This window comes from Pseudomonas sp. W5-01 (assembly GCF_046540435.1).
Taxonomy (GTDB): domain Bacteria; phylum Pseudomonadota; class Gammaproteobacteria; order Pseudomonadales; family Pseudomonadaceae; genus Aquipseudomonas; species Aquipseudomonas graminis_B.
The window spans coordinates 74282-100116 of sequence record NZ_JAXCIP010000005.1 but is presented as its reverse complement, the minus strand read 5'-3'; the positions used below and the strand labels follow the sequence as shown (position 1 = coordinate 100116).

Here is a 25835-nt window from a genome sequence, read left to right as displayed (position 1 = left end):
TTTTGATTTCTAGCGAAGGATCCAGATCATCAGATCCGGAACCTGCACCGCGACAATTGCGATCAGCGTCACAGTCAGTACTGCGCCCAACAACTGCCCCAGTAGGGCGCCGCGTGCGGCTTGTTCAAGTGGTTCTGTATTGCGCATGGTTCTCTCCTTCAGGGTTGACCGGTTGCAGCCGGCTTTAGGTGAGGCGGTACTGCTTACCGTCCTCGATCACATAGAAATTCACGTCACGCAGGCGATATAAGCCGCCCGGTCCGCCGTGAACGACGTAGTCGTCATAGGGGGCCTTCATTACCCGAACCTGAAAAAGCTTGTCCGATTGGTGGGCGTAGTCGCTGTCCTTTTTGATGTGTGCGTATAGCTGCTGACCTGCCGGCCGGCAACCCGCCGGACCGTGAGCTGCTTCGAAGCCCAGCCATGCGGCGCGGGTTTCCAAGTTCTCGAACTGGACGCTATTGCGAGCAACGTCGTATCCGCGCGGTTTGGCCCAGTCTTCGAAGGCGAAGAGCAATTCGAGATTTTCGAGGCTCTGCTCAGGGGGTGTTTGCATGGTTCTCTCCTTTCAGGGTTATTCGGCGTGGGTTGCAGCCCTACGCCTGAAAAATCCAGCACTTAACGATCGGGGACTTTGTGATCGTGTTGTTATGTCGCATGGCGTGATGAGCCCGGACTTTGCTGTCCACCGACTTATTCGATTCCAGAAATTTGTGCCGGCGGGATTCCTTGAGGCGATCGCGCAGCTCGCTGACGTCGGCCAGCTTCTGGCGATGCTCGGCGGCGCGCTCGACGAACTCGTTGAGGTTGATGGCGATGACGTTGTCTTTTTTGCTGTGGTTTACCACTGGGCCTTCGGCATCCAGGCTCTGCAGGTAGTCGTAAACCTCCCAGAATTCGGCCACTACCGGGTGGTCTGCACTGATTGAGCTCTGGCGCTCGATCGCCATGCCGACGATGCAGCGTTGTGTCGCAGTGATTTGTGCGTCAGTCAGTGGTACCAGCGAACGAATGCAGTCAACCAGGCCGAGAAGCTGCGCGTGGTTCTTTACGATCCGCTCGACCCGAATGTATCCGCGCAACTGGTTGCCGCACTTCTGGCACGCAGACTTTTCGCTATCAGGCGGGTACGCCGTATCGCAGCTGACGCAATGGGTATGCAGCCGGCGCAAACGGGCTTCGTGAGCCGGGATCTTGTCCGCAAGGGTGGACATGACGTCGGCTTCACGCTTGACCGCCTGCAGCAGGAAGTGGCTGAGCTTGTTGCCGTCCAGCGCTGTGAGCTTGTCAGCAGCCTCGCGGCTCGCCGTAGTGACAGCCGGGCGGACGAAATGAAGCTTAACGATCCGCGTCATGATGGCTTCGGACGCTACAACCGGAGCGTTCTGGCTGATCGCGATCGTGCCCCGGAACGGCGGCTCGTAGGTTTCGTTACCGGCCGTCTTGACGCCTTTGGTCGCCAATGTGCCGCCGCCGAAGTAATCCTTCAGCTCGTCCCATTCGAAGTTCTTGGCGTGTGATTTGTCGTCGCCGCTTCGGTCAGATTCCAGCAGTACCACCGGCATCCCGGAAACTTGACCCATCAACCGGCTTCGGCCGGCCTTGGTCGATTTAGAGGGGTCAAAACCCTCATAGCCAGACCGGCCAAGCAATTTCCACAGCAGGTTGAGCAGCGTGGTTTTACCGGCGCCGGCTTCGCCCGTTGCTTCCAGAAAGGGGAACGACTGGTAACGAGCCCGGATCTGCTCGGCGAACAGTGATCCGAACCAGAACGTCAGCGCGACCACGCCCTGGGCGCCGAAGCACGTCCAAAGCAGCTTTGCCCATTCATCGCTGTATTCCTTTGGATCGCGCTGAATGCGGACCGGTACGGCCTTTTGCAAAGTCTTGAGTCGCAGTTTTCCGAACTCAAAGAACTCCTCGTCGTTGACCGCCACGACCTGACCATCCTTGATTGCCATGTCGCCGTAGACATAGCAGGCGTACTCTTTGCTGTAGCCAACGAAGTCGATCGTCTGGACCGTTTTAATCGCAAATAGCTGGTCCTTCATGATCTTGTCGAGCTGCTGACCGCTGCCAGTGAACACGGCGCCTGCAGCCATGCCCAGAAGGCGCTTCTTGAATTCGCTCGCGGCCGCGACCTGGCCGCCGGTGAACGTGTTCTTCACCGACACGCCGTCGTGGGGGAAGTCGACTCGGAAGAAGTACCAGGATTCGTCGGTGATCTCGTTGCGTTGGAAATACAGGGCCTGCGGGTAGCAGTTGGCGATCTCCACCACGCAGCCGGACATGCGCAGCGCCTTCTCTCGCATTGCCTTGTTGTTCAGCTGCTGCTCTTCGTGGTTTTCGCTCGTCTCCAGCGCTTGCATGGCGCTGTTGAACTTGCTGATGTCCAGCTTCCACCAGTACAGACGGGATTCGAAGCCAAAGTGAAATTCTTCGCGCTCGCGCCAGTCGTACATCAGCAGCGCTTTTTCCGAGGCACTCTCCGCGATCAGCAGGGCACCGTGGTGGCGTGCTTCGGCGAGGTCGCCGTCCAACCGCTTCTGCCGGTCGGCTTCGTCGTCGATAAACGCCCAGCGCTGATGTAGATCGTTCCAGTCCACCTTTCGCGCATCACGCTGCGGGATCTGCGCGGCAGTACACTCAAATCCCATCGCACGGGCCATTGCCACCCATTTGCGCGTGTACTTGTGTGCGCCTGGTTCATTGTCCAGCGCCCACACAAGCCTTGGGAGACTGCCAGCCCGTAGCGTGATCAGCGCCTTGAGCGAAGCTTCCGGAAAGGCGTTGGACGACATCGCGGCGACAGCGTCGATATCGTTGTGCTGCAGGGCAATGGCGTCAAAGATCCCCTCGACAATCCAGAGCTCGCGGGTATTGGAGAGGTCGACGTGCGGGGAACACCACCAATAGCCCCTGTAAGATTCCTTCGGCTTGAACCGAGCCTTCTTCTTTCCGAACCGGTGAGGTCGGTCGATCAGGCGCTCCCAATAACCTCCGCGCTCCAAAGAGAAGCGCACGGTTGCCGATCCGATCTCCAAATCCCGATCAAAGTAGCTTTCTTGAGTGAACAGGCCTGCGACCAGGTCCATCTTGAACCCGCGAGCGAACTCTAGGTAGGCGCGCGCCGTGGCAGTGGGCTGATCATCAGTTGCCGGCGCCCGTTTGCTCCAGTCGTCGAAAATGTCGTCGTACAGCTCTTTAACGTGCCACTGCTGACCGCACTTGCTTTCCCGGCCGCACTTGATGAACCACGGGTTCACGAAGCTGGAGTAGAGCTCTTTTTTGCCGCATGCCGGGCATACACCGCCGCGCATGAAATCTGTGCCGGCACGATGCTTCAGCCCGTAGTCATTTTCGAGTCGGGTCAATACGTCAGCCCGGATTACGTCTTCCATCGTCAAGCCTGCTTACTTATGGCGGCCTGTAAGGCGCCGAGAGTGGTTTTTTGTGCTGCCAGGGCCGGGTAAGCGGAAAGGATCGCGCCGGAGCGCAGACCGTCAGGGACGCGCCGGAACTCATCCGAATACCAGTGCTCTTGAATCCCAATGCGTAGCCGCTCGCGCAGCTCGTACTGCAAGGCTTCTGCAAGGCTTTTGCTCAGGTCCATTCGGATCGAAAGTGCTGTGCTCATGGCTGTATCCCTGATTTCGGGCGCAATTCGCCCAAACCCATACGCTCTGGGTCGTGCTATTTGTTCAGATGGTCGGGGTTGTCTGTCGCTGCCCGGGCAAGTCGATCAGTTGCTCGAAGATATGGGCGACGGGGATGGCGTAGGCATTGCCGCTGGTGGGGTCAGTGAGCACCGCCACGGATTCGCTGCTGTTGGCAAGATCCAGCCGGCGCTGATCGCCAGCGGAGCGCAGCTTGCTGTAGGCAAGGGCCGCGAGCGTCTCAGCGAGATAAAGGGGCACTTCGAGAGAGGTCTGCAGATAGGTCACAGCCCGGACGAAGAGCTGCTGGTCGTTGTCCAGGTGTTCACCCTGGTGACGCTGCATGAAGCACAGGGCGGCGCTCTGCATCGTCGAGCGATACTCCAGTTCAGGGTTCTGCGCTTTCAGTACGATTTTCATCAGGCCGTCTCCAATCCCAGTAGATCCATCTGTTTTTCGCCTTCCTTTCGCATCGCCTCTCGGCGCATCGCAACTGGCGCTACCGGCAGTCGGACTGCAGGATTTGGCATTCCTGAGGCGCTCATTTCATGCGTCATTTCGAACTGAGCGCGAACAGACCAACTGCAAGGCTCATTTGTGCACTGCATGTATGTGATGCGCAAAAAGATGTGCGTGCCCTCACTGGTTCGGATGCGCATTCGCCCCTGGCAGTGCGGACATACCAATTTGTAGGTGCTCACTTGTTCTCCCCGCCGCTAGTTGCGGCCTTCGGCTGATGCCGAGAATTGGCGGCGCTTCCTGCGCCTACTTCGGTTCCTACGTGCCCGGGCGTTCCCGGTGCAAAACGATCACGGCGGTGATCTCTTCATGGCTGGCCGCGACGTGGGCGCGGTGCGCGGTGAGGATGTCTTGCACTTCGCTGTCGTTGATGACCCCATCTTCGAGGGCCTTGGCAATGATGGCGTCGACCAAACCACGCTTGATTGAGGTGTTGATCGAGCGTGCATATAGATCAAGGTTGTCCAGCTGACCTGCCTCGGCAACGGGGACGAAAACCCCGCCGTACAGGCCGCAGACGAAGTCCGGCAGGTGGGTGGTCCCGGTCTGTGCTTCCAGAAGGCAGATCTGCTCGTCCGTCAACGGGCGACTGCCGGCATTTTCATAAGCGTGGTTATCAAACTTCTTGACCGACATGCCGAGTCGCGGTGCTGCGCAGTCACGCCCGCCCGGGTAAGCACAGATCACTGCGCTGACGACTTGGCGGCGGGTTTCTAGAACGGTGCGTTTCATCTTCTGGTTTCTCACCGGCAGAACTGCAATTATTTTGATATCACGCCGTCTTTGATACGCAGGAGCACAGCTGCTCGTCGTGCCTCGCCTCGAACGCCTTTTTTCCGACCGTTCAATAGATCGCTGACCAAACTTTTGTTCAGAGCATGTTTCCGGCAGAACTCGGCGATCGTTACCCCATTTCGGTCAAGTTCTGCGCGGGCTTGCTCGGCTGTCAGGAGGACGGGCATAGTGTTCATGTGTGTTCAATCGTGTTGTGTGTGCCATCATTATGCCCAAGAAATTGTGTGTGTAAAGTGGCGAATGCCAAATATTTGTGTGTCTGGAGATTCCTTGGAAAAAACTTTGGGCGAGCGGCTCCGGGAAGAGCGCGACCGGCTTGGCATAAACCAGAACGAGCTGGCTGACGTTGGAGGGGTTAAACGCAACTCCCAGGGCAACTATGAGCGCGGCCGACAGAACCCGGACACGGCGTATTTGTTGGCTATCGCGAAAGTTGGGGTCGATGTGATGTACGTGCTTTTCGGAAGACGCGACCATGCCGTCGAAGCCCAAGCGGGGATTGAGGCCGAGCTGATTTGCTCTATCCGTTCGTTGAGTCCTGCGGATCAGGCCGTGGCCCGACGCGTTGTAACCGGCCTTGCAGAAATGAATACCGGGCGCGTCAATCCTGCGACTGAACCCGAATAGACATCCCACAACTGACCGATAACTGCATCCATCGCCAATCGCTGAAAGTAGCGACTTTGGGCTATTTAGAATCCTGCGAAACTGTTGATGCTTTCCGTTTCCCAGGAGTATTGAGCATGTTGGATCGAGGCGTTTTGGAGAAGCTTGAGCAGGATGCTCGAAACAACGATTGTCCCGACTTGAAGTTGACCCAACTGGAGTATTTGTTGCTCCAGCGGTACCGACTGATGTCGGAAACCGATCAGGCGCACCTGCAGCGCCTGGCAGAAATGCTGGCCCGGACGAAATAGGCCCCCGTTGCGCAACCGCGCTCCGGCTGCTCACGCCGGAGCTCCGGCAGTAGGCGCACTGTTTTTTGCCTGCAGCCGTTTATATTCCCTTTCAACTGCCCGCTTCGCCGTCGCCTTGCTTTCGTACAGGTGCGTTAGCCGTCGTGGCTGCGCCTGGTCGCCTGCCGTGACAGTGTGCTGTTTCGCGGTCTTAGATTCCCGGTACCAGGCAATGATGCCCGTGTAGCTTTTGCCATCCTCCGCTAGCTCGGCAACCTCATCCCCATCGGGCAATTGCGATTCCAGCTCCAGACTGGTGGTGAAGGCGTCCGAGGTGAAACTGTGCTTCACATTGCCGCCGAGCCAAATAATGTCGGCAATTTGCTGCTTGATTCCTGTCAGCGTGTATGTGAGTTCCGGCGCAAGATCGGGTCGGCCGTGGGCGAGCGTATAGCTCAGAGTCGCGGTCCCGCGCTGCAGTCTGTTCCACTCCGCACGCGCCGCCACGAGGGCACTTTTTCGATCCGTGAAAGAGTGCCTCAGATCCTTGATGTTCTCCCCGCCACCGGAAATGGCGCTTTTTTTCTCGGCGCTGTTGACGTCGTAGTAGAAGGCCCGCACGCCGGTGTAGCTGTCACGGTCCGCCTGCAGGAAGCGGTGCTGGTCACCATCGAGCCGCGTGAGTGTGACGTGTGGCAAATTCAACCCGCTCGCGTTGGTCGCCTTGCCGATCGGCAGGAACAGCAATCTGTCAGCCTTGACCGTCGCGATTGCGTCGTACTCCTGGCCCAGACGCGTCAGCAAATTCGCATCCGATTCATTCGCCTGGTCGAGGTGCACCAGCTCGATGACGTTCAACACCGCGCTGATGACTGGTGCGAGCCCGTAAGTCCCTGCGATCGCTGTGATTACTGCGCCTATCGTCTGACGGTGCCAGCTACGCTCACGCTTGACCTTGAGCCCCGCGCGCAGGTCGACGCTCCTCGCTCGGATGCTCAATTGATCCGGAGCGCCGCTGTGTTCAGTTTCATCGACCGTAAACGTTCCCTTATCGACCAGCCCGGTATCACTCCACCCGAGCCAGACTCGAAGCGTGGCACCCTTGGGCGGGATCACTAGCAGGCCGTCATGGTCGGAAAGCGTCACGTCCAGCTGGTCCGCCTCGAGTCCGCGGTTGTCAGTGAGCTCAATACTGACCAGGCGCTTTTCTACCGCCGCCGTAATATCGCGGCCGTCGACCATCAGACGGCAGATAGGGCGGGGATAAGCCTTGGCCTCGCGCATGGATTTCTGCGCGCTGTTCAAGTAGCGGTCGACTTGGTCAATAGCCTCATCGATCACAGGACGGCCCTCAAAATGTTGCCCGCGCTGCTTACGGCAGAGCCGAGCAAATCAACGCGGCCGTCGTCGATGCGCTTCAACGCGATAGTGAATTCAATTCGACGCGCTGCGCCGTCCTGGAAGAACAGCGTGCGCGTCTCGTTGATGCTTTCGATCACCCAGATGCCGAGAATGCGGCCGGTCCCCTCGACCAACGGGTAAGCCTTGCCGGTGTCGGCCATGTAACGCAGCGTGTCGACGCTCAACGGCGTGCCAGCGAGTGCCGGCAGGAGAACGCCGGGAAGCGTGATCGAATCGTCGCCGCGTCCGAGAAACTGACGTGCCGGATTGGTGCCGATGCGGGAGGTGGATCCGTGCCGCCATTCCGTTTGCCGCTGCAGCTCCTGGTACACCAACGTTTCAAGGCTGAAGATGAACATGCCGAGGGCCATCATCATGGTCGTTTACTCCTGGTCATACAGCGAACTACGTGCCCGAGCCCGCTTTGCGTTTTGACGTTTATCCAGCTCGGCAGAAACCGCTCGGGCGATTGCGGCCGCATCCATTCCCGGGGCTGCGTGAATGTTGATTTCGATGTGGTCCGGGGCCGATTGCACGACCGGCTGTGGCGCGACTGAGGCGATAGGTGGCCGGCTGTCGACGGCAATGGATGCCGGCGCTGCGGTCATTCCCACTGCGATGGCTCCTGCTTGAGTCAAGTTCTTGCCCATCACGCTGATTGCATCGAGCACTCCAAAGCCTTCAGGTGCCTCGGAAGGGGCCGCGCCGGCGGGGCGACCTGCTCCGGCCATCCCGATCGCGATTTGCCCGACCTGCGCGACTCGCTTCCCAATGCCTACAAGCACCCCGAGCATGTCGGGCGACGTTTTAGGTGCGGCCGGGGCCTGCGTTACTGCAGCTCCGTCGCGGGGTTTCTGGATGGGTTGTGTCGCCACCAGGCTCGGCTGGGGTTGGATCAGCGGCGTTCCGGCCGCACTCTCTGGCGCGCCCTGGACCGGCAGCATCGTTTGGGCGGGTGCAGCTTGACTCGGCGTCCCACCCAGTTGCGCCAAGCTCTTGCCCAAGGTCGACACCACGCTCAGTACCATGCTGGCAGGCGTGTTAGATAGGCCGGCTTGCGACGCGGCAGACGACAGCGCTGTGATCGCACTCAGCCCGGCGTTCGCCATCGTCTTCCCCGCGTCGGTGATGCTGGACAGTAGCCCCTGCGATTCACCCGGGGCAGGAGCCCCTGAAACAGCAGGAAGCACCGGCGCCCTTGGCAGTGCTGCAGGTGGCGTCACGTTGGTGCCGATCGTGATAGTGCCGGCTTGAGCGACGCGCTTTGCAATGGTCGCAACCGCCTCGAGCGGGCCGCTCTGTGTCTGAGTCAGCCCCTGTGCAAGACCGGCCATGGTGAAGCCACCGAGCTCGGCAAACACCCGCGACGGGCTGTGGATCCCGAGCTTTTCCTTGAACCAACCGATCGTTTCGGTACCGGCATCGGAAATAGCTGTCTTCACGCTGCCCATGGCGTTCCGGATGCCGTTGACCAGGCCGGTCATGATCATTCCGCCGAATTCAGTGAACCGGTTGGGCAGCTCAACACCCATGTAGCTCATCACCGCCGCGAACGCCTGATAGATCAGGCCGATCGGGCTGAAATTTGCGATCGTCTTCAGGATGCTTCCGATGCCCCCGCTGAAGCCCTGTTTGATTTCCCCCCAGGCGCTTGCGAAGTAGGTTTTCACCTTGTCCCAGTTGGCATAGATCAGGTATGCCGCGAGTGCGATCGCAGAGATGGCCAGGCCGATCGGGTTGGTCAAAAACAGCCGGCCGAGCCACATGAAAGCCTGCCCCACAAAGGGCAGCACCTTTGACCCCAGGTTAATCATCATCCCAATGAGCGACGGCAGCTTGATCCCAATCAGCGACAAACCGTAGCGCACCGCCAGGAAAGGGCCGAGCGCGGTCGCCAGGGCGAGCGCGACAGAGCTGAATCCGATCGACAGAGCGGCGATGCCGGCGACAACTTTCAGAATACCCAGTACCAGGCCAGGGTTGGCGTCTGCCCAGGCCGTGAGGCGCGCCATGACACCGTTCAAACCGTTGACCAGCTCGATCAGTGCCGGCCGCAAGGTGGCGCCGAGCGCGCTGCTCAGGTTGAACATGCGGTTTTGTGCCATCTGCCAGCGAGCTGCAAGCAGGTCGGCCCGAATGTCGCCCTCGCGCTGCATCGAGCCGTCGCGTTTAGGCGCGGCCTTTGCGCCATTCACTAGATCGAGCTGGCGCTTATATTCGCCCAGGTTCGACGCGAGCTTGGCGGCATCGTCCCCGTATTCTTTACCGAACAGTTGAGTCATGACCCCCAGCTGCTTGTTTTTCGGCAGCTTATTGACTGCCTCCAGCACCTTTTGAATCGTGCCGGTGGCGTCTTTGGTCATGCCGTCCTGGACGGATTTCGCTTCCAGCCCGATCGCCTGCAGACCTTTGACGAAGCGCTTGGGCTGCTGGGTGGCGATAGCCAGCTCGCGAATCATCGCGTTCGTTGCAGTTGCTGCGATCTCTGACGATGCCCCCAGTGTCAGAAACGTGGAGCCCAGCGCCGCCGCATCCTTGAACGACATCCCGACCGAGGCCGTGACGCCTGCAGTGCGCTGCATCACGTCGATGATGTCTTTGCCCTTGGACATGGCGTTGTCGTCGAGGTAGTTGATCGCATCACCCAACTGGCTGACGTTCTTGATCGGCAGATGGTAGAGCTGGGCAATTCGCGCAAGGTTTTCGCCCACTTGCTCGGCCGGAAGTTCGAAGGCAGTTGCCGCTGTCGCCGCCACGCGCGCGAACTCGAGCAGATTGTCTTTACCTTCGACGCCCATCCTGGCGCCGCCTTCTACCAAGGCGGCGATATCGGTCGTCGCCATGGGGATGGTCTCGGACATCTTCTTGATGGCCGCGCCCATTTCGTAATAGGTCGCTGTCAGTTGCCCATTGTCATCCCGGGCGCCGCTGACCTGCTTTGCGACGCCTGCCATGGCGTCTTCGTAGGAGGCGTAGTTTTTGATCATGCCCAGAATCGGCATGCCGGCGGCGGCGCCGACAGCGCCCGCACTCGCTCCTGCTACTGCAGCGTTGCCGGCTAATTCCTTCCCCTTGGAATAGTTCTTCTGCGCGCGGGACACGCGCTCCTGCTGCTTGGCGAGCGCCGATAGCCGGTCCTTCTGCGATTGGATGGCGATGTTCGCCGCCTCGATCTCGCTCTTCAGACGGCGCTCGGTGGTTCCGAGGTTGCGGGTATCAGCACCCGTCGATCGCATGAGCGGGATGAGTCGCTGCAGCTCCGATCGCTGGGCCGTATGTTTGTTGGTCAGCTTTTCGACAGCGCTGCTCGCGTTGACGAAGGATTTCTGGAAGGCGGCTGTAGGCGCGTCCATGCCCTGCAGCTGCTCGCGCAGCGCACGCAATCTGTTCTGCGCCTTGGCGAGCTCCTCGGAGGACTGGCGAACCGCTTCTTTCTGACGTGTGTAGCTGGAGATGTTGGACTGTTGGGCGTTCAGCTCCCTGAGCTGGTCCCGGGCCGCTTTGAGCGCGCGCGAGGTGGAAGTACTCCCGGCGCTGATCTGTTTCAGGGGGCCGGTTACCTTGTCGATCGCCGACAGCAGTACTTCCAGCCGCAGCTTGTCACTCATCCTTAGCCCCACTTCGCACGCGGGCGCGTTCGCGCCAGTCCATCAGTTCGGTCAGGGACAGCGGATCCATCGCCGCTGGTCCCCAGTGGAAAATCACGGCGATGTCCGCCATTGCGTCATCTACGCAACGAGGGATGCATCCGCCTTCGCCGACTTCGGCAACAAAAAACCAGTTACCAAGCTCGCGAGCTGAACCAGATCGGCAGGATCCATCTGGCCGATTTCGTGTTCGGTCAAGGTCGGGTTAGTGATACGCGGGAGCACTTTGCGCAGGGCGAGTACGTCCATTTGCAGAAGGTCGGTCAGCGTTACCCCGCGCAGTTCGCCTGCCATGGGTTTGCGAAGAGTGACCTCGTGGATCTCGGACGAGCCGCGTTTGATCGGGCTGTCCAGGATGACGGTGTTCGGGTTCGGCTCGACGGCGGTAACTTCGTTGGAGGTTTCGGTGGTGGTCATGATTGGTACCCGTTATGGGGAGTGAAGCGCCGGGAAAGCCGGCGCGTTGAGGGGTGCTTACAGGCCGATCGCCTTTCGGTGTGCGGCGAGCCTGTCCTCGCCGTTGACGACGAAAATGAAGTTGAGCAGGTCGATTTCCACCTCGACGTTTCCGTCGATCGTCAGCTTGTAGTAGCTGCAGGCGGTGTTAAATTTGTGCTCGGTGTCTTCGCCGCCTTCCGAGTCGCCCATGTCGATCTCTTCATGCCGGCCGCGAACAACCACTTCCACAGCGGATACCTGCTCGTCATCGTCCCGCTGGACCGATCCAGCCCATCGCAACTGGACGCCGCTGACAGATACGGCGCCGTATTGGCGCAGTGCGGTGAGGTCCCAGCCGCCGAGCGTCCATTCCATCGAGATACCGTCATCGCTATGGCCGAGGTCGACCTTCACCGGGCCATCCATACCGCCGCCGCGCCAGGCTTCCAGCTTGCGGCCCAGCTTCGGCAGGGTGACGGTCTTGCACTGGCCGACGTAGCTGACGCCGTCGTTGTACAGGTTCATGTTCTTGAGCTTTTTGGGCAGAGCCATAGTGGCGCTCTCCTGCAGGCGCGGCCGTGGCCGCGCTATTCAATAAGGGATCAGCCGTTTACGCGGCTGGCGAAGTCGACCAGGTACCGATCGGTGATGCGCTGACGCAGGCCCAAGTTCTCCAGCGGCGGTACGGGCGTGTAGTCGTAGTCCAGGAAAAGCTTGCCGGCCTTGAGGGTGTCCTTGTCGTTTGCGGCCTCGTCGTACCAGCACTCGCCGCCGATCAGATACCCCTGGCGCACCAGGTCACGGAATGCGGCGTTGATGCCTTCCACGATGTCGCGCACCAAGCTTGGGTGCATCGGCTTGTCCACGGCCCAGAAGTGGTTCTCGGCCATCGTGTCGGCCAGTACCTGGGCGGTTCGCGTGTAGTTCTCGAAGGCGAACAGCGGATCGTCGCTGCAGGTGCGCGAGCCCCAGAAGCGGAAGCCGTCGCGCCGAATCAGCGTGGTCACGTCAGCGGCGTTCAGCAGCCCTGCATCGGTGTCGGGGCTCTGCAAGTCCCAGTACACGTCCTTGCTCAAACCGGTGACGCCATCGACCGCGATGTTGGAGATGGTCTTGTGCCAGCCCACTTGCTGATCGATCTTCGCTCGCAGGCCCAATGCGCGCGCCACGGCAGATGCGGTAGCGTCGGCGTTCAGCGCAGTGTCGAAGTTGATGAAGTCGGGCCAGATGGTCATCAGCTCGCGGGCGCCGAAGTTCTCGCGGTAGGCGATGGCCTCAGAGACTGTTTCGCAGTTCCAGGCATTGGCGTATGCAAACCCGCGAAGCTTCTGAGCGATAGCGACCAGCTCGGTAGCCACCGGAAGGCTGTCCAGACCAGGAACACCCAAAATGCGCGGACGAACGCCCAACTGGGCCTCTGCGGCCAGGAGCGCTTTCAAACCTGTGTACTGACCACTGGCATTCACGCCGCCGATCACATTGGAGCTAGTGGCGGCGGCGTCTGCGCCCTCGGCGACACGGACGACGACAGTGACAGGGCTGGACTGATCGGCGATCGCATCCAGGCTTCGCGCAAGAGTGCCTTTCACGCCGGCTTTGGCGCTGGCGGTCAGCACGTCAGTCAGAAGCACGGGCTTATTGAGCGGGAAGGTCGCCGCGTCCGCGTCTTCGGCGGTGCAGACCATGCCGATCACGGCGGTGGCGACTGTGCGTACAGGGCGTGAGCCCTCGTTGATTTCGACGACTCGTACGCCGTGGTGATAATCGGATGGCATGGGGGATCCTGCGCGTTGATGGCGGTAGAGCGCAGATTGACGCGCGCGCGTCGAGGAATGTAGCGGGGGGGCTTGTAAGGGAAGGGCTCACAAGGCGAGTTGCAAGCCCATGATGCTTAAACGGCAACGTCCTCGTAGCCGCGCGACTGGAGGAAGGCGGCGGTTGCAGGGTCATCCGGACTGTTCGGCCAAACGACCTCGGGCCCCGGGGCGACTCGGCTCAATGTGACGGTGTACGTTCGCCAGGCATCCAGAAGCTCGATCTCCGCCTCATCGGCGATACCGTTGTCCACCGCGTACTGCAGGGTTGAAATCACGCCGCCGGCGCACTGGGCCAGCAGCGCTTTCTTCAATCCAGCCCGATTCGTCAACGCCGCATTTTTGGCTGCGACATCGAGTACCCACTGCCCACCTTGCCAGACATCGAAGTCAGAGGAGGGCGCCGAAAGCGTGAAGAGTTCCGGGAGCTCGCCGAGCTCTTGATGCTTGCTCGCGGCCCGAGTGTCTTTGTCGTAAACGGTTTTGCCCCGATAGTCGGGCACTTGATGCCACATGCCATCAGCGCCGCCTCGGACCGCTGCACACCCTGGAAACACGATTGGCGCCTCGCCCTGGTATGTATGCGCCGGCATGAGCCATACACCTGGTTCTAATGGGCTCGGATCGGCAACGCCCATGCCCATAAATTCGCCAGTCAACGGCGATACGTGGCAGACGGTGGGGGCGAAAACGCCGTCTTGCTCCCACCAACGTCCTACAGGCGCCTCAACTGCAGGCGGCATCAGGCTCTCTTTACCTTCGGTCATTTGAATTTCCACTCGCTGTTAATCAGAACTTGATGCACGCCAGATACGCTTGGTTAGGGGGCCGTGATTCATTGCCACCAGAGGCGGCAATGCTCAACGTATGCGTGTGCGCGCCCGCCGAATCTGACGTCATGTATTGATACCCATCGCCCAGCTGGTCACCCAAAACGGCGTTGCCGGAACCCGCGTCAGGTGCGTAGATCATTTCCCTGACAAACGTCGTGTTATGGGTGTGCGCCCCAGCACTCAAGGCGGTGCCGCTGTGCCCGTGGCTTTGGTTCTGCGTGGCCTGATTGGTAGCAAAGGCGCGGCTCGGGTCGATGCCCCGCGCGTCATCCCATGCACGGTCGAAGTAGCCGCGAGCATCGGGCAGGTTAAAGGTCGTCGACCCATCGCCTGCGCCCCAAAGCGTGCCGATTCTCGCGAACAGAGCCGCGTAGGTGGTGCGCGATACTGCCGCCCCGTTTCGCTTGAGCCATCCGTCTGGCGGTGTAGGCATGGCAAACATGCCCACCATGCCCACCATGTCGCCCGCAGCGCTGCGGACAAACTCAGTAGTGGCCAGCGACTTGCTGCTGTCACCGGGCGCCGGGGTTGGGCCTGTTGGATTCCCAAGCAACACAGGACTATCGGTAACCCCGAACTCTTTCCACGCCGACCATGCCCCGGACGATTGAGTCCTGAAGTAGATCCTTGCCATGGCCGTATTACTCGACAGCAGCGCCGCGATCTGCATGCAACCGCCGTTGTTGTAGGGAATCACGATTCCCGACATGTTCCCGGTAAGCGGCGAGTTTGCCGTTGCACTGTTGGTACGAAAGAACCCTCCCAGTATGGTCGTGTTCAAGTCGGCTGACAGCGGGCCGGTCCACGTCCCGACACCGAATGCAGCGAGCGCCATCTGTACAAACGCTGTCGTGGCAATCGTGGTGTCGCTGTCACCCACGGGCGCGGTCGGGGCTCTCGGATCACCGATAAACACCGGCGAATCAATCGCAGCGGTCTCAACCAGCTTTCCGCGACCGCCCGGCAAGTAAATGGCGTCGGAGTTGTACGCAAACTGCACCCACTCGTTGGGCGCCAGCGTCATCGAGGAACCGCCCCCGGGAATCGCAATAACCTCCGTCCCGGTTGCCTTGATCGTTATATTACCGGCCGAGGCGTTGTGAATAGCCAGCGCCTTGCCCGCCTCCACTTCTGACTTGGACGGCAGCGTTAGCGTAACGCCTGCCACCGTCACCCGATGCCAGCGCCCAACGGAAGTAGGGTTAAGCACCGCCGACGCGGTGTAGCCAATGCCCACGCCTCGCCAGCCTTGCTTCGCATCGCCAAGGGCCTGCATGTTCGCCAGCTGGGCATTTTCCGTATTGAACGGAACCGTCGGGGCCGTCGGCGCACCGAGAAGCGCCGGCGAATCGGTCATGGCGATTTCGCGCCACGGAAACCACGTCGAGTCGTGCTGCACGCGAGTAAACGTCCGGCCGCGACCGCCCGGGGCAAACAGTTGCGTGGCGTGCTGGGTAGTTCGCCCCGCCAGACCGAACGTCAGCACGTCGAAGCAAACCGGCGCATTACCCGCCGCACCGGTTACCGGCCGGTTGTATAGTGCTGCGTCCGACTCGACGCCTTCGGCCTTGATGAACGAGCCCCAGGGCGCCTGGTTAAAGTCCAGCGTGTTGCCGGTTCCGTTGTCCGCCGAGCCGATGCCGAAAGCGCGCAAAGCAGCCTGCACAAATGCGGTCGTGGCAATGCTGGTGTCGTTGTCGCCCAGCGCCGGGGTCGGTGCCCTCGGATCGCCGGTAAGCACCGGAGACAGCAGCGGCGCCAGCTTGGCCATCGCGGTCATCACCGTGGCCGCAAAGTTCGGATCATTCCCCATCGCCGCCGCGATTTCGTTGATCTGGTTCAGCGTCTCCGGCGCCGCGCCGACCAGCGCGGTGAACATGGCCTGAACGAACGCCGTCGTCGCGATCTGATCGCTGTTGTTCGATACCGCCGGCGTCGGGGCCTTCGCAATACCGGTGAAAGTGGGGCTGGCCGTGTTCGCCTTGGCCTGTAGCGCGCTGTCGATCTGCGTCTTGGTGTAGACATCCGTCAGACCGTAGCCGGCCACAGTCGTCGGGTTGTTGGCCGCCAGAACGCGCCCGTAATTGTCGACCGTGACGCTGCGGTATTCGCCCGGGGCAACGCCGGTCCGGCCCCATGCCATCTCAAACCTCAGCGCGGTCACGCCCAGGGTAATCGGTGCGTCAGTGACCAATTGCCAGGCGCTGTCGCCGTACAGCGTGCCTTGCTCAATCAAAACCAGCATACCTGGCGTCACGTCGTCATTGGTGTCTGCATCCGTTGCACGGGCCCATGCATTCGCCGAGGTAACCCAGATTCCGCGATCCTTGGCGGCGGTCTGAAAGGGAGCGAGAACACGCTTGCCTGCCGGAACGGCCACGCCGTCGATGGTCTGCAGTCCGCTCAGCACGATGCTACCCGGGGCGCACGCCATCACCGAACTCTTGAAGTCCTGCTTGGCGAGCTCGCTCAAGACGAATTCGCGTGTGGCGAGTACCACGCTCGGGTCAATCTTCAACTCGACGCTGGCCGTGTTGCTGACAATCAGGTTCATCCGGACCACTTGGGTGCGGCCGGATCCCTGCGCGAGCGTTGGCTTATAAGAGGGCGCGCAGTTCGCTACGGCCACCAGGTCGCCGTCAGCGTCATAGAGGCCGATCTCGCGGATCCAGTTGCCGCCGATCTCCGCAGGGATGACCTGCTCGGCGATGATGATGGCTGGGTTACTTGGGTCCTGCTTGAGCTCATTGAGCGGCGCGCGGCGCCATTCCCGGATCAGCGACTTCTGCTTGGCATCAGGTTGCGGATCCGTGCCATTGGCGTCACCCACGCCCATCTGGGTGATCTTCCAGGCGATGCCGAGCGCGTCTGCGTTGGCCTGCTTCGCGACGCCGATATTCGTGAGGATGGCAAAGAACTGCGAGGTTTGGTCAGTCATGAATACACGTCCAGGGTGTCAATAGTGGTTTCGCGCCCACCCCGGCCGATCACACCCGAGACATCGATGTCTCGCTGTTGCGGTGGGTAAACGTCAATTACATCGCCCTCGCTGATCGAAGCGCTCAGATAGGTGCGGCCGTTGGTTTCGAGGCTGATAGCCAGCCCGATCAAATGGCGGGTGAGGGGCTTGGCGTCGTCGATCAGCGCGCTCAGCTCCTGGTACATCTCGTCAGTGATGCCTGTGTCCAGGACGCCGACTTTCAGCTGGAACGTGCCCGGGACGCCCTCGGGCTTGAGCTGCCACCACTCCCGGACATCGAGCAGGTAACCCAGCGGTTCCACGACCCGGCGCAGCGCGCCGATCGTTCCTTTGCGGGAATGTACGAAGTACGAGGATTTGATGACCTTGCGCTTTATCGCTTCGGGCCAGCGCTCGTCCCATCGATCCACAGAAAACGCCCATGCCAGGTACGGCAGAAGCGCGAGCGGGCAGCGGTCAGGGTTGACCAGGTCACGGATCGGAATCGGGACGCGCTCGATCTGCGTCAGGGCAGACGCAGCGAGCTGCTCCAGCGACTGCGCATTGGGAGGTAAAAGCCCCGTCATGCTTCGGTACCGACCACGACGCTGACGCTGGTGCAATAGGCCGCCTGGTATGGCGTCGGCTTGATGTCTGTCCAGTTGTGCAGGACGACCTTGCGGACGCCCTCAACATGCAGCGCCGCATGGACTGCGGATTCCGAAATCTCAACCCCCAAGCGACGGCGCTGGGTGACGAACCCCGACAGCTTTTGCTGGGCTGCAGCGCGGATTGGCTCACCTTCGGGACCATTGGTAGCGAGATATAGCGTCGCGTCGACGCCGTACTGCAACACCTCGGCGGATTGGACGGTCAGCCGATCAGCCACCGGGCGCCGGTCTTCATCGCTCAGGTAGGCATAGACGATATCGAGCACGGCCTGGTCGACGGAGCCGTCGCCCAGGAGCGCCTGCACTGTCACCACTGCAACGGCCGGGGAGGGGCTCTCGGCGGTGGCGTCTGCGATACGACCGTCAGCGCTGCGGGCATGCAGGATGTAGCTGTTTTTCGGGCCTGCCGTTGATAGACCTTCCCATGCCATCTGCGCTCGCTCGCGCAGGCTGTCATCCGATTCCATCACAGCAGGGGTCGGAGGAATCGTGCTCGGGTCAGCCGGCGCCACGGTGAGTCGCTCGACGTCCATGTTCGCCGCCGCCTGTTCCAGATCTTTGCCTTTGGCCTTGGCGAGCATGGTGCCCAGTGCCGCTTCGTTGACCCGCTGACGCCACAGCGTCTCGCGGTAGGCATTCTCCTGAAGCAACTTTGTGAGTGGCTCCGACTCAAGGGCCAGGGTTGCCGCGACTTCCGCCTGCTGATCGGCCGGCCAGAGGGTGACGGCATATGCTTTGCGTTCGGCCAGGATCTCTTCGTAATCAATGCGCTCGACCACGTCCGGGTCGGGCAGCAGGGTCAGATCGATAGGAGTAAAGGTGTTCATGCAGACGCTCCCAGGGTCAGGGGGACGCGGAGGCTGAGAGGTTCGTTGGTGTCGACCACAGCGCCTTCGATGTCGAGGATTGCTTGCCCGGGCTGCTCGCCGAGTGACAACTGCACCCGGCTCAGCCGAATGCGAGGTTCCCAGCGCATCAACGCGATCGCGACGGCGGCATACGCCTGTAGCTTGGTTGCGTTGTTCAACGGCCAGTCGACGAGGTCAGCCAGCTGGCTGCCGTAGTCCCGGCGCATGATTCGCGTGCCCAGCGGCGTGCTCAGGATGTCGCTGATGGATTGAGCAAGATGCGCGCTGCCGGTCAACGTCTTACCGTTTTTGCTGTTCATGCCGATCATGGGATGGGCCCATTCGAAACTTCGTTGCCGCGCTTCACGCCGGCAGTTCGGTGGTTGACCAGGCTGATCCCAAGCGGCCCCGCCACAACGTCCTGGCTGACAGTCACAAGGCCCTCGATCACCACGTCGCCCGTGATGTGTACGCCGCCGGGCGCAACCAGCACCGCCTTGCCTCCGTCTGGCAGCGTTGCGGTCAGGGTGTGGGTTTCGGTGTCGTAATCCACGGTCGCGCCGTCGCGGTACCGGCGGCGACGGCGGGTGAGGCTCTGATCAGGCGAAGGGAAGAGGTCGCTGTTGAAGCCTGCGATAACAAAGCCATGGGCTGGATTGCCGGAGAGCGAAAGCACCAGGCACTGCTCATTGATGCTTGGCGGATCCCAGTCACTGTCCTCGCCGGCGCGCAGCGTATAGAACGGCAACCAGTCCGTGAGCAGGCCCCCGGTTTTAACCTGGCAACGGGGGATCGCCGGATCGATTGCGGCAATGGTGCCGGCGCGGATCAGGTTTTCTAGGCGTCGAATTACATCAGTGAGGGAGTCCATGACGCAGATGGTGCGGCTCGCGCGTGCGTGCCGCATCACCGGGACGGTGTAGGAGGGGGGTCTACAAGGCGGCGTTAGCCAGCGAGGTGATCGATCAGCGAATTCCGGATCGTTTCCAGCTCGTCTCCGGAGAAACCTAGCAGTTCCCGGGTGTCGTACTGCACGTCTGCTTGACCTTTGGCCGGCCGGTCGCGCAGTCCGTACTGGTGGATTCGTGCGATCCGTCCAACGCGACCGACAAAGCCGATCGAGAAGCCGCCGGCGTTGTTTTCCGTGCGCAGGTAGCGCGCGGTTTTAAGCTTGGTGAACATCTTCGTTTTGACGCGCCCCTTCTTTCCGCGCAGATCCTTTGGCTTACGAGGCACGAACGAACTACCGTCCAGATTGCGCTGGGCTGTCACCCGTTTCTGTTGGCTGCGCCGCAGATCACGGGCCATCGTGCCGAGCAGTTTTCGGCGCTCGGAATCGCTTAATTTCGCCAGTAGTACGCTGGCCCATTGTTCCAGGGCGTGAAGATCCTGGCTCATGGGCGGTTCCAGCGCGTGATGAACACCCCGTCTGATGTGAAGAGCTCGAGGCTTTCGAGGTCGAACGGGTCGTCGGCAACGACGGGCTCGGGCGGATGACTGACCTGCAGGGTTCCATCGTCCTGACGTTTGACGATTACCCGCTCGGTTAGCGGCAGTTTGATCGACAGGTCGACCTTGCTGTTGTCCAGGACATCCGCCTCGAAAACGATCGAATCCTTGCTGCGATCGACGTTTTCCATCAGCTCACGCTGGTTTACCAGCACCCACGCCAGCAGCGGGATGGCGACGGCGTCCGGGTGGCCTGCGTAGTCGGTAAGAATCAGATTGAGCGTGTAGATGTATTCGAACGACAGGCCGAACGCGGCGGTACTCCGGATTTTCCCATTGTCGATGAAGATCATCAGCCGGTCAGGATTCTGCGCCAGATCCGGAACTGCCGCGAGCAGGTGCGCGCGCAGTGATTCGTGTTTGTTCATGGTTTCCGGGCCTGTTCCAGCTGATGCTGATAGACGGTATCGACTTGCGCCGCACAGTCAGCCCACGCCGCCTCGATCACGTCCTGGTCGTCCAGAAGCGCGCCGTTACTGAGCGGTCGCGTCGCCGGCAGGACGCACGGCACGACGGCCGGACAACCAGTCTCGATAAGCAGCGGCTCCGGTGATGGCGGGGCGGTCGCGCAGCCGGCGAGCAGCGTCAGGGAGAGGCTGATCAGCCCATAGCCGAAGCTCTTCGTTCTCACGTTTCAAGTCCTCAATTGTCTGCTTTCGATCTGAGAGCGCTTTGCGAAGGCCGTTCTGCAGGAGGCGCAGCGCCGCTTGCGCCTTTCGCTCTGCAACCAGCGCGCCGGTCATCAGGGCGGCCACAGCTTCGCTGCGGGTGGCCCTGCCGAGCGCGGCGGTTGTGGCGCCTTGGGCCAGCTCGACGTTTTTGTCTGCGATCTCGATCCGCTCGGACTGGGCCCAGAGCAACAACCCCAAAGCGCAGAGCAACGCCAGCCCGTACAGCGCCTGGCGCAGCGTGCTCATTTCCGGTACCAGCCGGCGGCGTTCATCAGGGACTCGTCGGCCTGGCGAAGGTCGGCGCAGATCACGATGACCTTAATGCCGGGCTTGGCGATCGTGATCGCTTCACCCAGCTGCTCAACCAGTTCATAGGGGGTATCTGCCGGCAGCGTGAAGATATCGCCGTCGACGGGGCTCAGCTTGCGGATCTGGTCGCGGTCGATCATGCGGCCTCCGGTACTGGGCAGCCGGCAGCGTGACGCTGATAAGCACGTTCGAGCTTGGTGTCGTACAGATTCCGGGCATAGTCCGGGCCGTTGTATTCCTTGGCGAACGCAGCCCACTTTTTGCCCTTCAACGACTTCAGCAGGCCCGCGTCCGCTTCAACGAAACGCACGAAGGCTTCGAACTGCTCGTTTTCGTTCATGGACATGCGCGACGCAAAGTCCTGGACGCTGCCGTAGCCGAGCCGCACCGCGTGGTAGCCCATCACCTGGAACGCGCCCCAACTGGCCGATTCCAACGCGCATACGTCGTCGATCAAACGCGCGTTCGCCAGGCGCTGATGCTCGGCGGAGCCGCCGGCATATCCACCGGCCTTGGGATTGACGAGGTTGGGCTGGGCAGCAGCCAGCTGATCAGCATGCTTTTTCAGCGCCGCCGCGTCATCGTCGGGCGTGCGTGGGGTTTCGAGCTGGCGGTACATGACATGGCGCTCGAACAGAATCTTGGGCTTGCCGTTATCAAGGAAGCCGCTGCCTTGGCTTTCAACCTCGTTCACGGCCATCACTACGGCGAGTTCGATGCCCAGTCTCGCCGCCGCGCTTACCAGGGAGGCGTGCTGCAGGAGGTTGGAGCAATCGCCGCCGGACAAGGCCATGACAGTTTTCTGGCCTGCAATACCGTCGATTACCAAGCCAACCTTGCGCTGGTAATCGCGCACTGCGGCCTCCGTGCTATCCCCGAAAATGCCGTCAGGATTAAGCCCCGCGCCTTGAAGGTTCAGGCGTTGCTGCAGCACGCGGACTTCCTGGCCGCGATCCCCATGACGTAAGACGCTCATACTTGTTCCACCTTGCGATTCAGGAAAGATTTGGCAATGGCGCGCGTGGTTTCAACGCCCAGCAGGCCGATCACGCCACCGAAGAACGGGCCGGTCGTCGTGGGGATGCCTAGCAGCGACAGGCCGTGGCTCGCCGAAAGGGCCAGCAGCCCGCACAACGGAGCCTCCAGCAGAACCCGTCGCCATGTGCCGCCGCCGTACATGATGCGTAGGGCCGCGATCACGGCGGCCAGTCCACCTGCGTAAAACGCAGGCCAGTTTTGTTGGAGCCAGGCAGCGAACCAGGCCCATGAATCCGGTTTGTCAGGCATGCGCTTTGATCCGCTATCTGAGGGTGGAATGGGGAGTTCATCCGTGAATGTCGTGTGATGAATCAGTCCCATAGATTCACCATTTGCAGGACCTGAGCCTGGGGGGCCGCGTCTGGGAGGATCACCGCCGTGCCGTGCGGCAGGACGGGGCCCAGATCGGCAAGGCCGGGGTTCGCGTTCAGCACCGCCTCTGTGACGCCGGCAGTGCGGCCGTACACCCGCCAGCAGAGCGCGTCGACGGTGTCGTGCTGTTGGGCGTACACGGTCGTCGCCATCAGATGAGCTCTACTGTCGAGTGCGGAACACCCAGCAGATCGCGAATCGCGAACCGGGCATCACGGCGATATTCGTCGACTGACGGCGTCAGTTCGTCGGCGTTTTTGTTGCCTTCGGTTGAGGTGTCATAGCTGCGGTACCGCTCGGTGAGTTCGGCGCCGGCAGTGCAATAAATTGATCGGCGATAGAGATGGACGAGCAGGCTGATGCCCTTGATCTCATCCGCTGGTACCGCTTCCAGAGTGGCGTAGCCGCCGGTTTTGTAGCCTTTCTTGACTGCGCTCAACTCGCCGTTGACTTGAATCAGCGCGTTGACGATCGCCACCTCAAGACGCGCGTCGGTGACGCTGCCATCGATCCTCAAAGATGCGCGCACATGGGCGCCATCGATGTCCGGCCAGAATCCGTCGTTCGTGATGGGGTACGGGGCAGTAGTGTATGTGCCAGTGGCAATGAATCCGCTCATGTTTCTGCCCTAAGTCGGCGGTGGCCGAGGCGTCTCAGCAAGGAAAGGAGAGAACCTGCTGATCAGCCTCGGGCCGCCGGGGTTGCGGGGTACGCTCGGTCAGCTCCCTGGTGGGGGAGCAATCTTTTTCTGAAGGCGCTCGGCGCCTTCCAGGTCTTTTTTGCCACCGCAGCTGCTGTTCAGCTCGATGGCCCGTTTGAGCAGCTCGATCCCTGCCATTACCTGCCCGGGTTGGCCGGGGTTATCCGCGTCCAGACCTGCCACAGTGGCGCGGCCGGTAGCGAGGTACAGCTTCGCCCTGGCCTCGTCGGGCATGTCGTGGTCTGCGGTCAACTCCATCGCGCGATGCAAGATGGCGAGGTCAAACGTTCCGTTGGTCTTCTGTGCCTTCAAGGCCGCTTCCGCGATTTCTTCAGCAATCAGGCAGCCGGTGGTTCGTTCGAAGCGATCAGGCATGAGCAGGTTGTGCTGCAACACATACGCTGCAATTTGGAGCGCGCCGGCATAATCCGAGGCGTCCACGCGCCAGATCATGATCGTCGTCAGCACTTCGTCCTGGGCGCCGTTGCCGGCAGACAACACACCGTCGACGTAGGGGATATAGGCCGGCAGAAGCTGCAACTTCAGCGCGGCTTTCCCTTCATTCGACTGGATCTGCTTGAGACGCAGACGATCCTGGAGAAGCTGGGCGAGCTGCATTTCGTAGGCCGTCCCGCCCGCCATCGATACCAACGGCGTAGCAGCAGCGGCTTCCTGTGACGCAAGCGCCTGCAGCCGGTGACGTTGAGCGAGAGAAAGGCCCATGATTACTTGGCCTCTTCGATGTGTTCGACGAGAGCGCCCAGGCCGAAGTCTTCGACGACGTAAGCCTCGTTCGACGACTGGTAGTCCGCGATTCGATCGCGCTCCGGTTCTTCGCGGGTCATACGGCGACGAGCGCCGATCTGGAAGTAGATCGACAGGTTCTTGAGGGTGGTCACGAACACACCGCCGTCAATGAAGAACGGGGCATCGACGTAGGGCAGACCGCCCAGCGTGCCGTTCGCAAGGATGCGGGCTGCAGCCAGCTCGTTTTCGTTGTCTGCTGCGCCTTCGATGTTCGCCAGGAACTTGGAGTGCAGCAGGTTGCGGTCGACCAAAACGACCAGATCTGGACGCTTGCGGTGCCACGGGTCCAGCAACTGGATCGCGTCGTACACCAAACCGTCGAGGGTTTTGTAGTCGCCGTTCGGGCCAATCGTGATCTTGCCGGCAACTTTGCCGCTGCTCAGAACACGCTCCGGTGCTTTGGTGCGGTACTTCTCAAGCCAGCCGATGTTTACATCTTCCAGCAACGGATGGGCGGCGCGGTCGGTGTCAGCGGCAACGGTTTTCCCGTTGAAGCCGATCATGATGCGGTCGAGTGCTTGCTGCCCGACGATCGCGCCCGACAAGCGTGCCTGGAAATCCTTGAACTTTGCCCAGGCATCGAGCAGTTGATACTTCACGTAGGTGTCGAAGTCGGTCTTCTTGCAGCTGTAGGTGTCGCTCTTCAGCGCGCCAACGCTGCGCGGATCGCGAGCCTTGACCGACGTATCGGTACGGCCAGCAATCGTCGAGCCCACGCCCAGCAGGATCGCTTCACCTTCCTGCTCATCGACGCCGATGACGTTGATCTGTTTCAGGAAATCGCTCGATTCCTGGATGGCGGTTTCGAGGGTTTGTTGCACCGTCGGAGTGACGGTGAATTTCTCAGCCGCCGAGGCGACGGCGTTGAGCAGTGCCACCTGCTTGCTGAAGCCGTTGAAGGCAAGTCGTGTTTCGTTACGCATGGTGTTCTCCAGGTAAACCTTTGGGTGAGCGGTTCGATCAGTAGGCAGTCAGCACAGCGCCGTCGCCGCCGACTACGGGTGGACGGCTCGTCTGGCTGTGGTCCTGGGTCTCGCCCAGGCGCTTGATCAGGTCGTTGAAGTCGGTGCTGAGCTTGTCGAAACTGCCCTGCAGGGAGCTGTGGGCTTCCTCGATCGAGGTAAACAACCGGGACTGCTCGGCAGCGTGGCCGGCAAGCGCACCCACGGCGTCGTTCAGCTTCGAAAACTTCCCGTCGTCGGTTTCGGGCTTCTCGATCTCGACCGGCTTTTCTTTTTCTTTGGTCGCGCCGAGCAATTCGGCGATGCGTGAGAACAGCTCTTCGAACCTGCCGGGGGTCTCCTCGATCTCGTCGAACTCAAGCTTCGCTTCCAGCAGCTCGGAAAACAGGTTGTCCGGCTTGCTCTTGCGTGCCTTGAGCGGCGATGCGTCCGGGTTCTGCGCGCTGAAAGTCAGCATTTCAGTGCCCAGGCTTGCAGGCGAATCGGTGACGGCTAACCCGTCCAGGTAAGCGCGACCGGTATCGGCGAACTTGGGTGCGATCTCGATGCTGGTGTACAGCTTCTGACGCGCCTTGTTCATGGCGATCAGGTCGGCCGTCGGTTCAATCTGGACGAACAGGGCCAGCTTCTTCGCGCCGTTGACGTCGACTTCTTCAGTCTTCGCTGCCAGCACATCGCCGTAAGCACGGAACGGGCTGTCAGGCAGAACACTGCGGTAGTGCTCCATCCAGACGCGTGCTGCGTAGGTGTTCGGGTTGTAGGTCTCAGCGGCGTCGACCAGCCATTGACGCTCGATCTGGCGGCCGTCAGTGGTCGCGCCTTCTACGGCGACGCGAAACCATTTGGATCGAAATTTCTTACTCATCGAGCGGGTCCTCAAAGCGTTGCTGCGGGTGCAGTTGCGTTGAGGTGCATCGTCGACATTGGCGCTTTTGTGAGCAATCGGCGCCAGTTGTAACCCGGGGCGCTACACGGCCCGTCACTACGCCT

Annotated in this window: 34 protein-coding genes and 1 pseudogene; 2 read left to right on the top strand and 33 right to left on the bottom strand. The window is 60.9% G+C overall.

What is annotated here, in order from left to right; all coding sequences use genetic code 11:
* Nucleotides 1-9: 9 nt before the first annotated feature.
* From SLW75_RS17195 to SLW75_RS17160, 8 genes are all read right to left on the bottom strand, one after another.
* Nucleotides 10-147: a hypothetical protein gene (locus SLW75_RS17195; protein ID WP_199885209.1), complete on the bottom strand. Its 138-nt coding sequence runs from the start codon at nt 145-147 to the stop codon at nt 10-12.
* 37 nt (nt 148-184) lie between these two features.
* Nucleotides 185-556 carry a hypothetical protein gene (locus SLW75_RS17190; protein ID WP_410935014.1) on the bottom strand — a complete coding sequence of 124 codons (372 nt, stop codon included), beginning with the start codon at nt 554-556 and terminating at the stop codon, nt 185-187.
* Nucleotides 557-596: 40 nt separating this feature from the next.
* The gene (locus SLW75_RS17185) at nt 597-3401 is read right to left on the bottom strand and encodes a toprim domain-containing protein (RefSeq protein WP_410935013.1); all 2805 of its coding nucleotides are present in this window, start codon (nt 3399-3401) and stop codon (nt 597-599) included.
* A 2-nt stretch (nt 3402-3403) separates the two neighbouring features.
* A complete protein-coding gene (locus SLW75_RS17180) occupies nt 3404-3637 on the bottom strand; it encodes a hypothetical protein (RefSeq protein ID WP_346628055.1) in 234 nt (77 codons plus the stop codon).
* Nucleotides 3638-3701: 64 nt separating this feature from the next.
* Nucleotides 3702-4076, bottom strand: a complete 375-nt coding sequence (locus tag SLW75_RS17175) for a hypothetical protein (protein ID WP_410935012.1) — start codon at nt 4074-4076, stop codon at nt 3702-3704.
* Nucleotides 4076-4357, bottom strand: a complete 282-nt coding sequence (locus tag SLW75_RS17170) for an ogr/Delta-like zinc finger family protein (RefSeq protein WP_346628053.1) — start codon at nt 4355-4357, stop codon at nt 4076-4078. Before SLW75_RS17170 ends, SLW75_RS17175 begins: the two co-directional genes overlap by 1 nt.
* 76 nt (nt 4358-4433) lie before the next feature.
* The gene (locus SLW75_RS17165; protein WP_410935011.1) at nt 4434-4907 is read right to left on the bottom strand and encodes a YmfL family putative regulatory protein; all 474 of its coding nucleotides are present in this window, start codon (nt 4905-4907) and stop codon (nt 4434-4436) included.
* 29 nt (nt 4908-4936) lie between these two features.
* The gene (locus tag SLW75_RS17160; RefSeq protein ID WP_410935180.1) at nt 4937-5137 is read right to left on the bottom strand and encodes a DNA-binding protein; all 201 of its coding nucleotides are present in this window, start codon (nt 5135-5137) and stop codon (nt 4937-4939) included.
* Between the two features lie 103 nt (nt 5138-5240).
* Between SLW75_RS17160 and SLW75_RS17155 the strand changes: the two genes are divergently transcribed.
* Both SLW75_RS17155 and SLW75_RS17150 read left to right on the top strand, forming a co-directional pair.
* Nucleotides 5241-5597: a helix-turn-helix domain-containing protein gene (locus SLW75_RS17155; protein ID WP_410935010.1), complete on the top strand. Its 357-nt coding sequence runs from the start codon at nt 5241-5243 to the stop codon at nt 5595-5597.
* 116 nt (nt 5598-5713) lie between these two features.
* Nucleotides 5714-5887, top strand: coding sequence for a hypothetical protein (locus SLW75_RS17150; protein WP_192130758.1), 174 nt, complete (start codon nt 5714-5716; stop codon nt 5885-5887).
* A 30-nt stretch (nt 5888-5917) separates the two neighbouring features.
* Here SLW75_RS17150 and SLW75_RS17145 read toward each other — a convergent pair whose 3' ends face one another.
* The 25 genes and pseudogenes from SLW75_RS17145 to SLW75_RS17025 all read right to left on the bottom strand — a co-directional run bounded on the left by SLW75_RS17145 (nt 5918) and on the right by SLW75_RS17025 (nt 25710).
* Nucleotides 5918-7207, bottom strand: coding sequence for a phage late control D family protein (locus SLW75_RS17145; RefSeq protein WP_410935009.1), 1290 nt, complete (start codon nt 7205-7207; stop codon nt 5918-5920).
* Complete coding sequence (locus SLW75_RS17140; protein WP_110950424.1) at nt 7204-7644, bottom strand: phage tail protein; 441 nt, start codon at nt 7642-7644, stop codon at nt 7204-7206. Before SLW75_RS17140 ends, SLW75_RS17145 begins: the two co-directional genes overlap by 4 nt.
* A gap of 6 nt (nt 7645-7650) precedes the next feature.
* Nucleotides 7651-10875, bottom strand: coding sequence for a phage tail tape measure protein (locus tag SLW75_RS17135; RefSeq protein WP_410935008.1), 3225 nt, complete (start codon nt 10873-10875; stop codon nt 7651-7653).
* Nucleotides 10868-10987: a GpE family phage tail protein gene (locus SLW75_RS17130; RefSeq protein ID WP_110950425.1), complete on the bottom strand. Its 120-nt coding sequence runs from the start codon at nt 10985-10987 to the stop codon at nt 10868-10870. The genes SLW75_RS17135 and SLW75_RS17130 overlap by 8 nt, the downstream gene beginning before the upstream one ends.
* Nucleotides 10988-10995: 8 nt before the next feature.
* A complete protein-coding gene (locus SLW75_RS17125; protein WP_410935007.1) occupies nt 10996-11331 on the bottom strand; it encodes a phage tail assembly protein in 336 nt (111 codons plus the stop codon).
* A 57-nt stretch (nt 11332-11388) separates the two neighbouring features.
* Nucleotides 11389-11904: a phage major tail tube protein gene (locus SLW75_RS17120; RefSeq protein ID WP_192130761.1), complete on the bottom strand. Its 516-nt coding sequence runs from the start codon at nt 11902-11904 to the stop codon at nt 11389-11391.
* A 50-nt stretch (nt 11905-11954) separates the two neighbouring features.
* Nucleotides 11955-13127, bottom strand: coding sequence for a phage tail sheath protein (locus SLW75_RS17115; RefSeq protein ID WP_410935006.1), 1173 nt, complete (start codon nt 13125-13127; stop codon nt 11955-11957).
* Nucleotides 13128-13243: 116 nt separating this feature from the next.
* Entirely contained in the window at nt 13244-13933 is a 690-nt protein-coding gene (locus SLW75_RS17110; protein ID WP_410935005.1) for a tail fiber assembly protein, read from the bottom strand.
* 22 nt (nt 13934-13955) lie between these two features.
* A complete protein-coding gene (locus tag SLW75_RS17105) occupies nt 13956-16937 on the bottom strand; it encodes a phage tail protein (RefSeq protein WP_410935004.1) in 2982 nt (993 codons plus the stop codon).
* Nucleotides 16934-17545: a phage tail protein I gene (locus SLW75_RS17100; protein ID WP_410935003.1), complete on the bottom strand. Its 612-nt coding sequence runs from the start codon at nt 17543-17545 to the stop codon at nt 16934-16936. Before SLW75_RS17100 ends, SLW75_RS17105 begins: the two co-directional genes overlap by 4 nt.
* Entirely contained in the window at nt 17542-18456 is a 915-nt protein-coding gene (locus SLW75_RS17095) for a baseplate J/gp47 family protein (protein ID WP_410935002.1), read from the bottom strand. Before SLW75_RS17095 ends, SLW75_RS17100 begins: the two co-directional genes overlap by 4 nt.
* Nucleotides 18453-18806: a GPW/gp25 family protein gene (locus SLW75_RS17090; protein WP_410935001.1), complete on the bottom strand. Its 354-nt coding sequence runs from the start codon at nt 18804-18806 to the stop codon at nt 18453-18455. Before SLW75_RS17090 ends, SLW75_RS17095 begins: the two co-directional genes overlap by 4 nt.
* A complete protein-coding gene (locus SLW75_RS17085; RefSeq protein ID WP_410935000.1) occupies nt 18803-19348 on the bottom strand; it encodes a phage baseplate assembly protein V in 546 nt (181 codons plus the stop codon). Before SLW75_RS17085 ends, SLW75_RS17090 begins: the two co-directional genes overlap by 4 nt.
* A gap of 74 nt (nt 19349-19422) precedes the next feature.
* Nucleotides 19423-19875, bottom strand: a complete 453-nt coding sequence (locus tag SLW75_RS17080; RefSeq protein ID WP_410934999.1) for a phage virion morphogenesis protein — start codon at nt 19873-19875, stop codon at nt 19423-19425.
* Nucleotides 19872-20354 carry a phage tail protein gene (locus tag SLW75_RS17075; protein WP_410934998.1) on the bottom strand — a complete coding sequence of 161 codons (483 nt, stop codon included), beginning with the start codon at nt 20352-20354 and terminating at the stop codon, nt 19872-19874. The genes SLW75_RS17080 and SLW75_RS17075 overlap by 4 nt, the downstream gene beginning before the upstream one ends.
* A pseudogene (gene lysC / locus SLW75_RS17070) lies at nt 20351-20545 on the bottom strand (Rz1-like lysis system protein LysC); the annotation flags it as partial. The gene SLW75_RS17075 and the pseudogene lysC, both read right to left, overlap by 4 nt.
* Nucleotides 20460-20903 (bottom strand): Rz-like lysis system protein LysB, encoded by a 444-nt coding sequence (gene lysB, locus SLW75_RS17065; RefSeq protein ID WP_410934997.1) that lies wholly within the window; start codon nt 20901-20903, stop codon nt 20460-20462. The pseudogene lysC and the gene lysB, both read right to left, overlap by 86 nt.
* A complete protein-coding gene (locus SLW75_RS17060; protein WP_410934996.1) occupies nt 20900-21106 on the bottom strand; it encodes a hypothetical protein in 207 nt (68 codons plus the stop codon). The genes lysB and SLW75_RS17060 overlap by 4 nt, the downstream gene beginning before the upstream one ends.
* Nucleotides 21103-21942 (bottom strand): N-acetylmuramidase domain-containing protein, encoded by an 840-nt coding sequence (locus SLW75_RS17055; protein WP_410934995.1) that lies wholly within the window; start codon nt 21940-21942, stop codon nt 21103-21105. The genes SLW75_RS17060 and SLW75_RS17055 overlap by 4 nt, the downstream gene beginning before the upstream one ends.
* Complete coding sequence (locus SLW75_RS17050; RefSeq protein ID WP_110950439.1) at nt 21939-22253, bottom strand: phage holin, lambda family; 315 nt, start codon at nt 22251-22253, stop codon at nt 21939-21941. Before SLW75_RS17050 ends, SLW75_RS17055 begins: the two co-directional genes overlap by 4 nt.
* 62 nt (nt 22254-22315) lie before the next feature.
* Nucleotides 22316-22528 carry a tail protein X gene (locus SLW75_RS17045; protein ID WP_346628038.1) on the bottom strand — a complete coding sequence of 71 codons (213 nt, stop codon included), beginning with the start codon at nt 22526-22528 and terminating at the stop codon, nt 22316-22318.
* Nucleotides 22528-22995 carry a head completion/stabilization protein gene (locus SLW75_RS17040; RefSeq protein WP_410934994.1) on the bottom strand — a complete coding sequence of 156 codons (468 nt, stop codon included), beginning with the start codon at nt 22993-22995 and terminating at the stop codon, nt 22528-22530. Before SLW75_RS17040 ends, SLW75_RS17045 begins: the two co-directional genes overlap by 1 nt.
* Nucleotides 22996-23094: 99 nt before the next feature.
* Complete coding sequence (locus tag SLW75_RS17035; RefSeq protein ID WP_410928196.1) at nt 23095-23799, bottom strand: terminase endonuclease subunit; 705 nt, start codon at nt 23797-23799, stop codon at nt 23095-23097.
* A 2-nt stretch (nt 23800-23801) separates the two neighbouring features.
* Nucleotides 23802-24806, bottom strand: a complete 1005-nt coding sequence (locus tag SLW75_RS17030) for a phage major capsid protein, P2 family (RefSeq protein ID WP_110950443.1) — start codon at nt 24804-24806, stop codon at nt 23802-23804.
* Nucleotides 24807-24843: 37 nt separating this feature from the next.
* Entirely contained in the window at nt 24844-25710 is an 867-nt protein-coding gene (locus SLW75_RS17025; RefSeq protein ID WP_410934993.1) for a GPO family capsid scaffolding protein, read from the bottom strand.
* Nucleotides 25711-25835 lie beyond the last annotated feature (125 nt).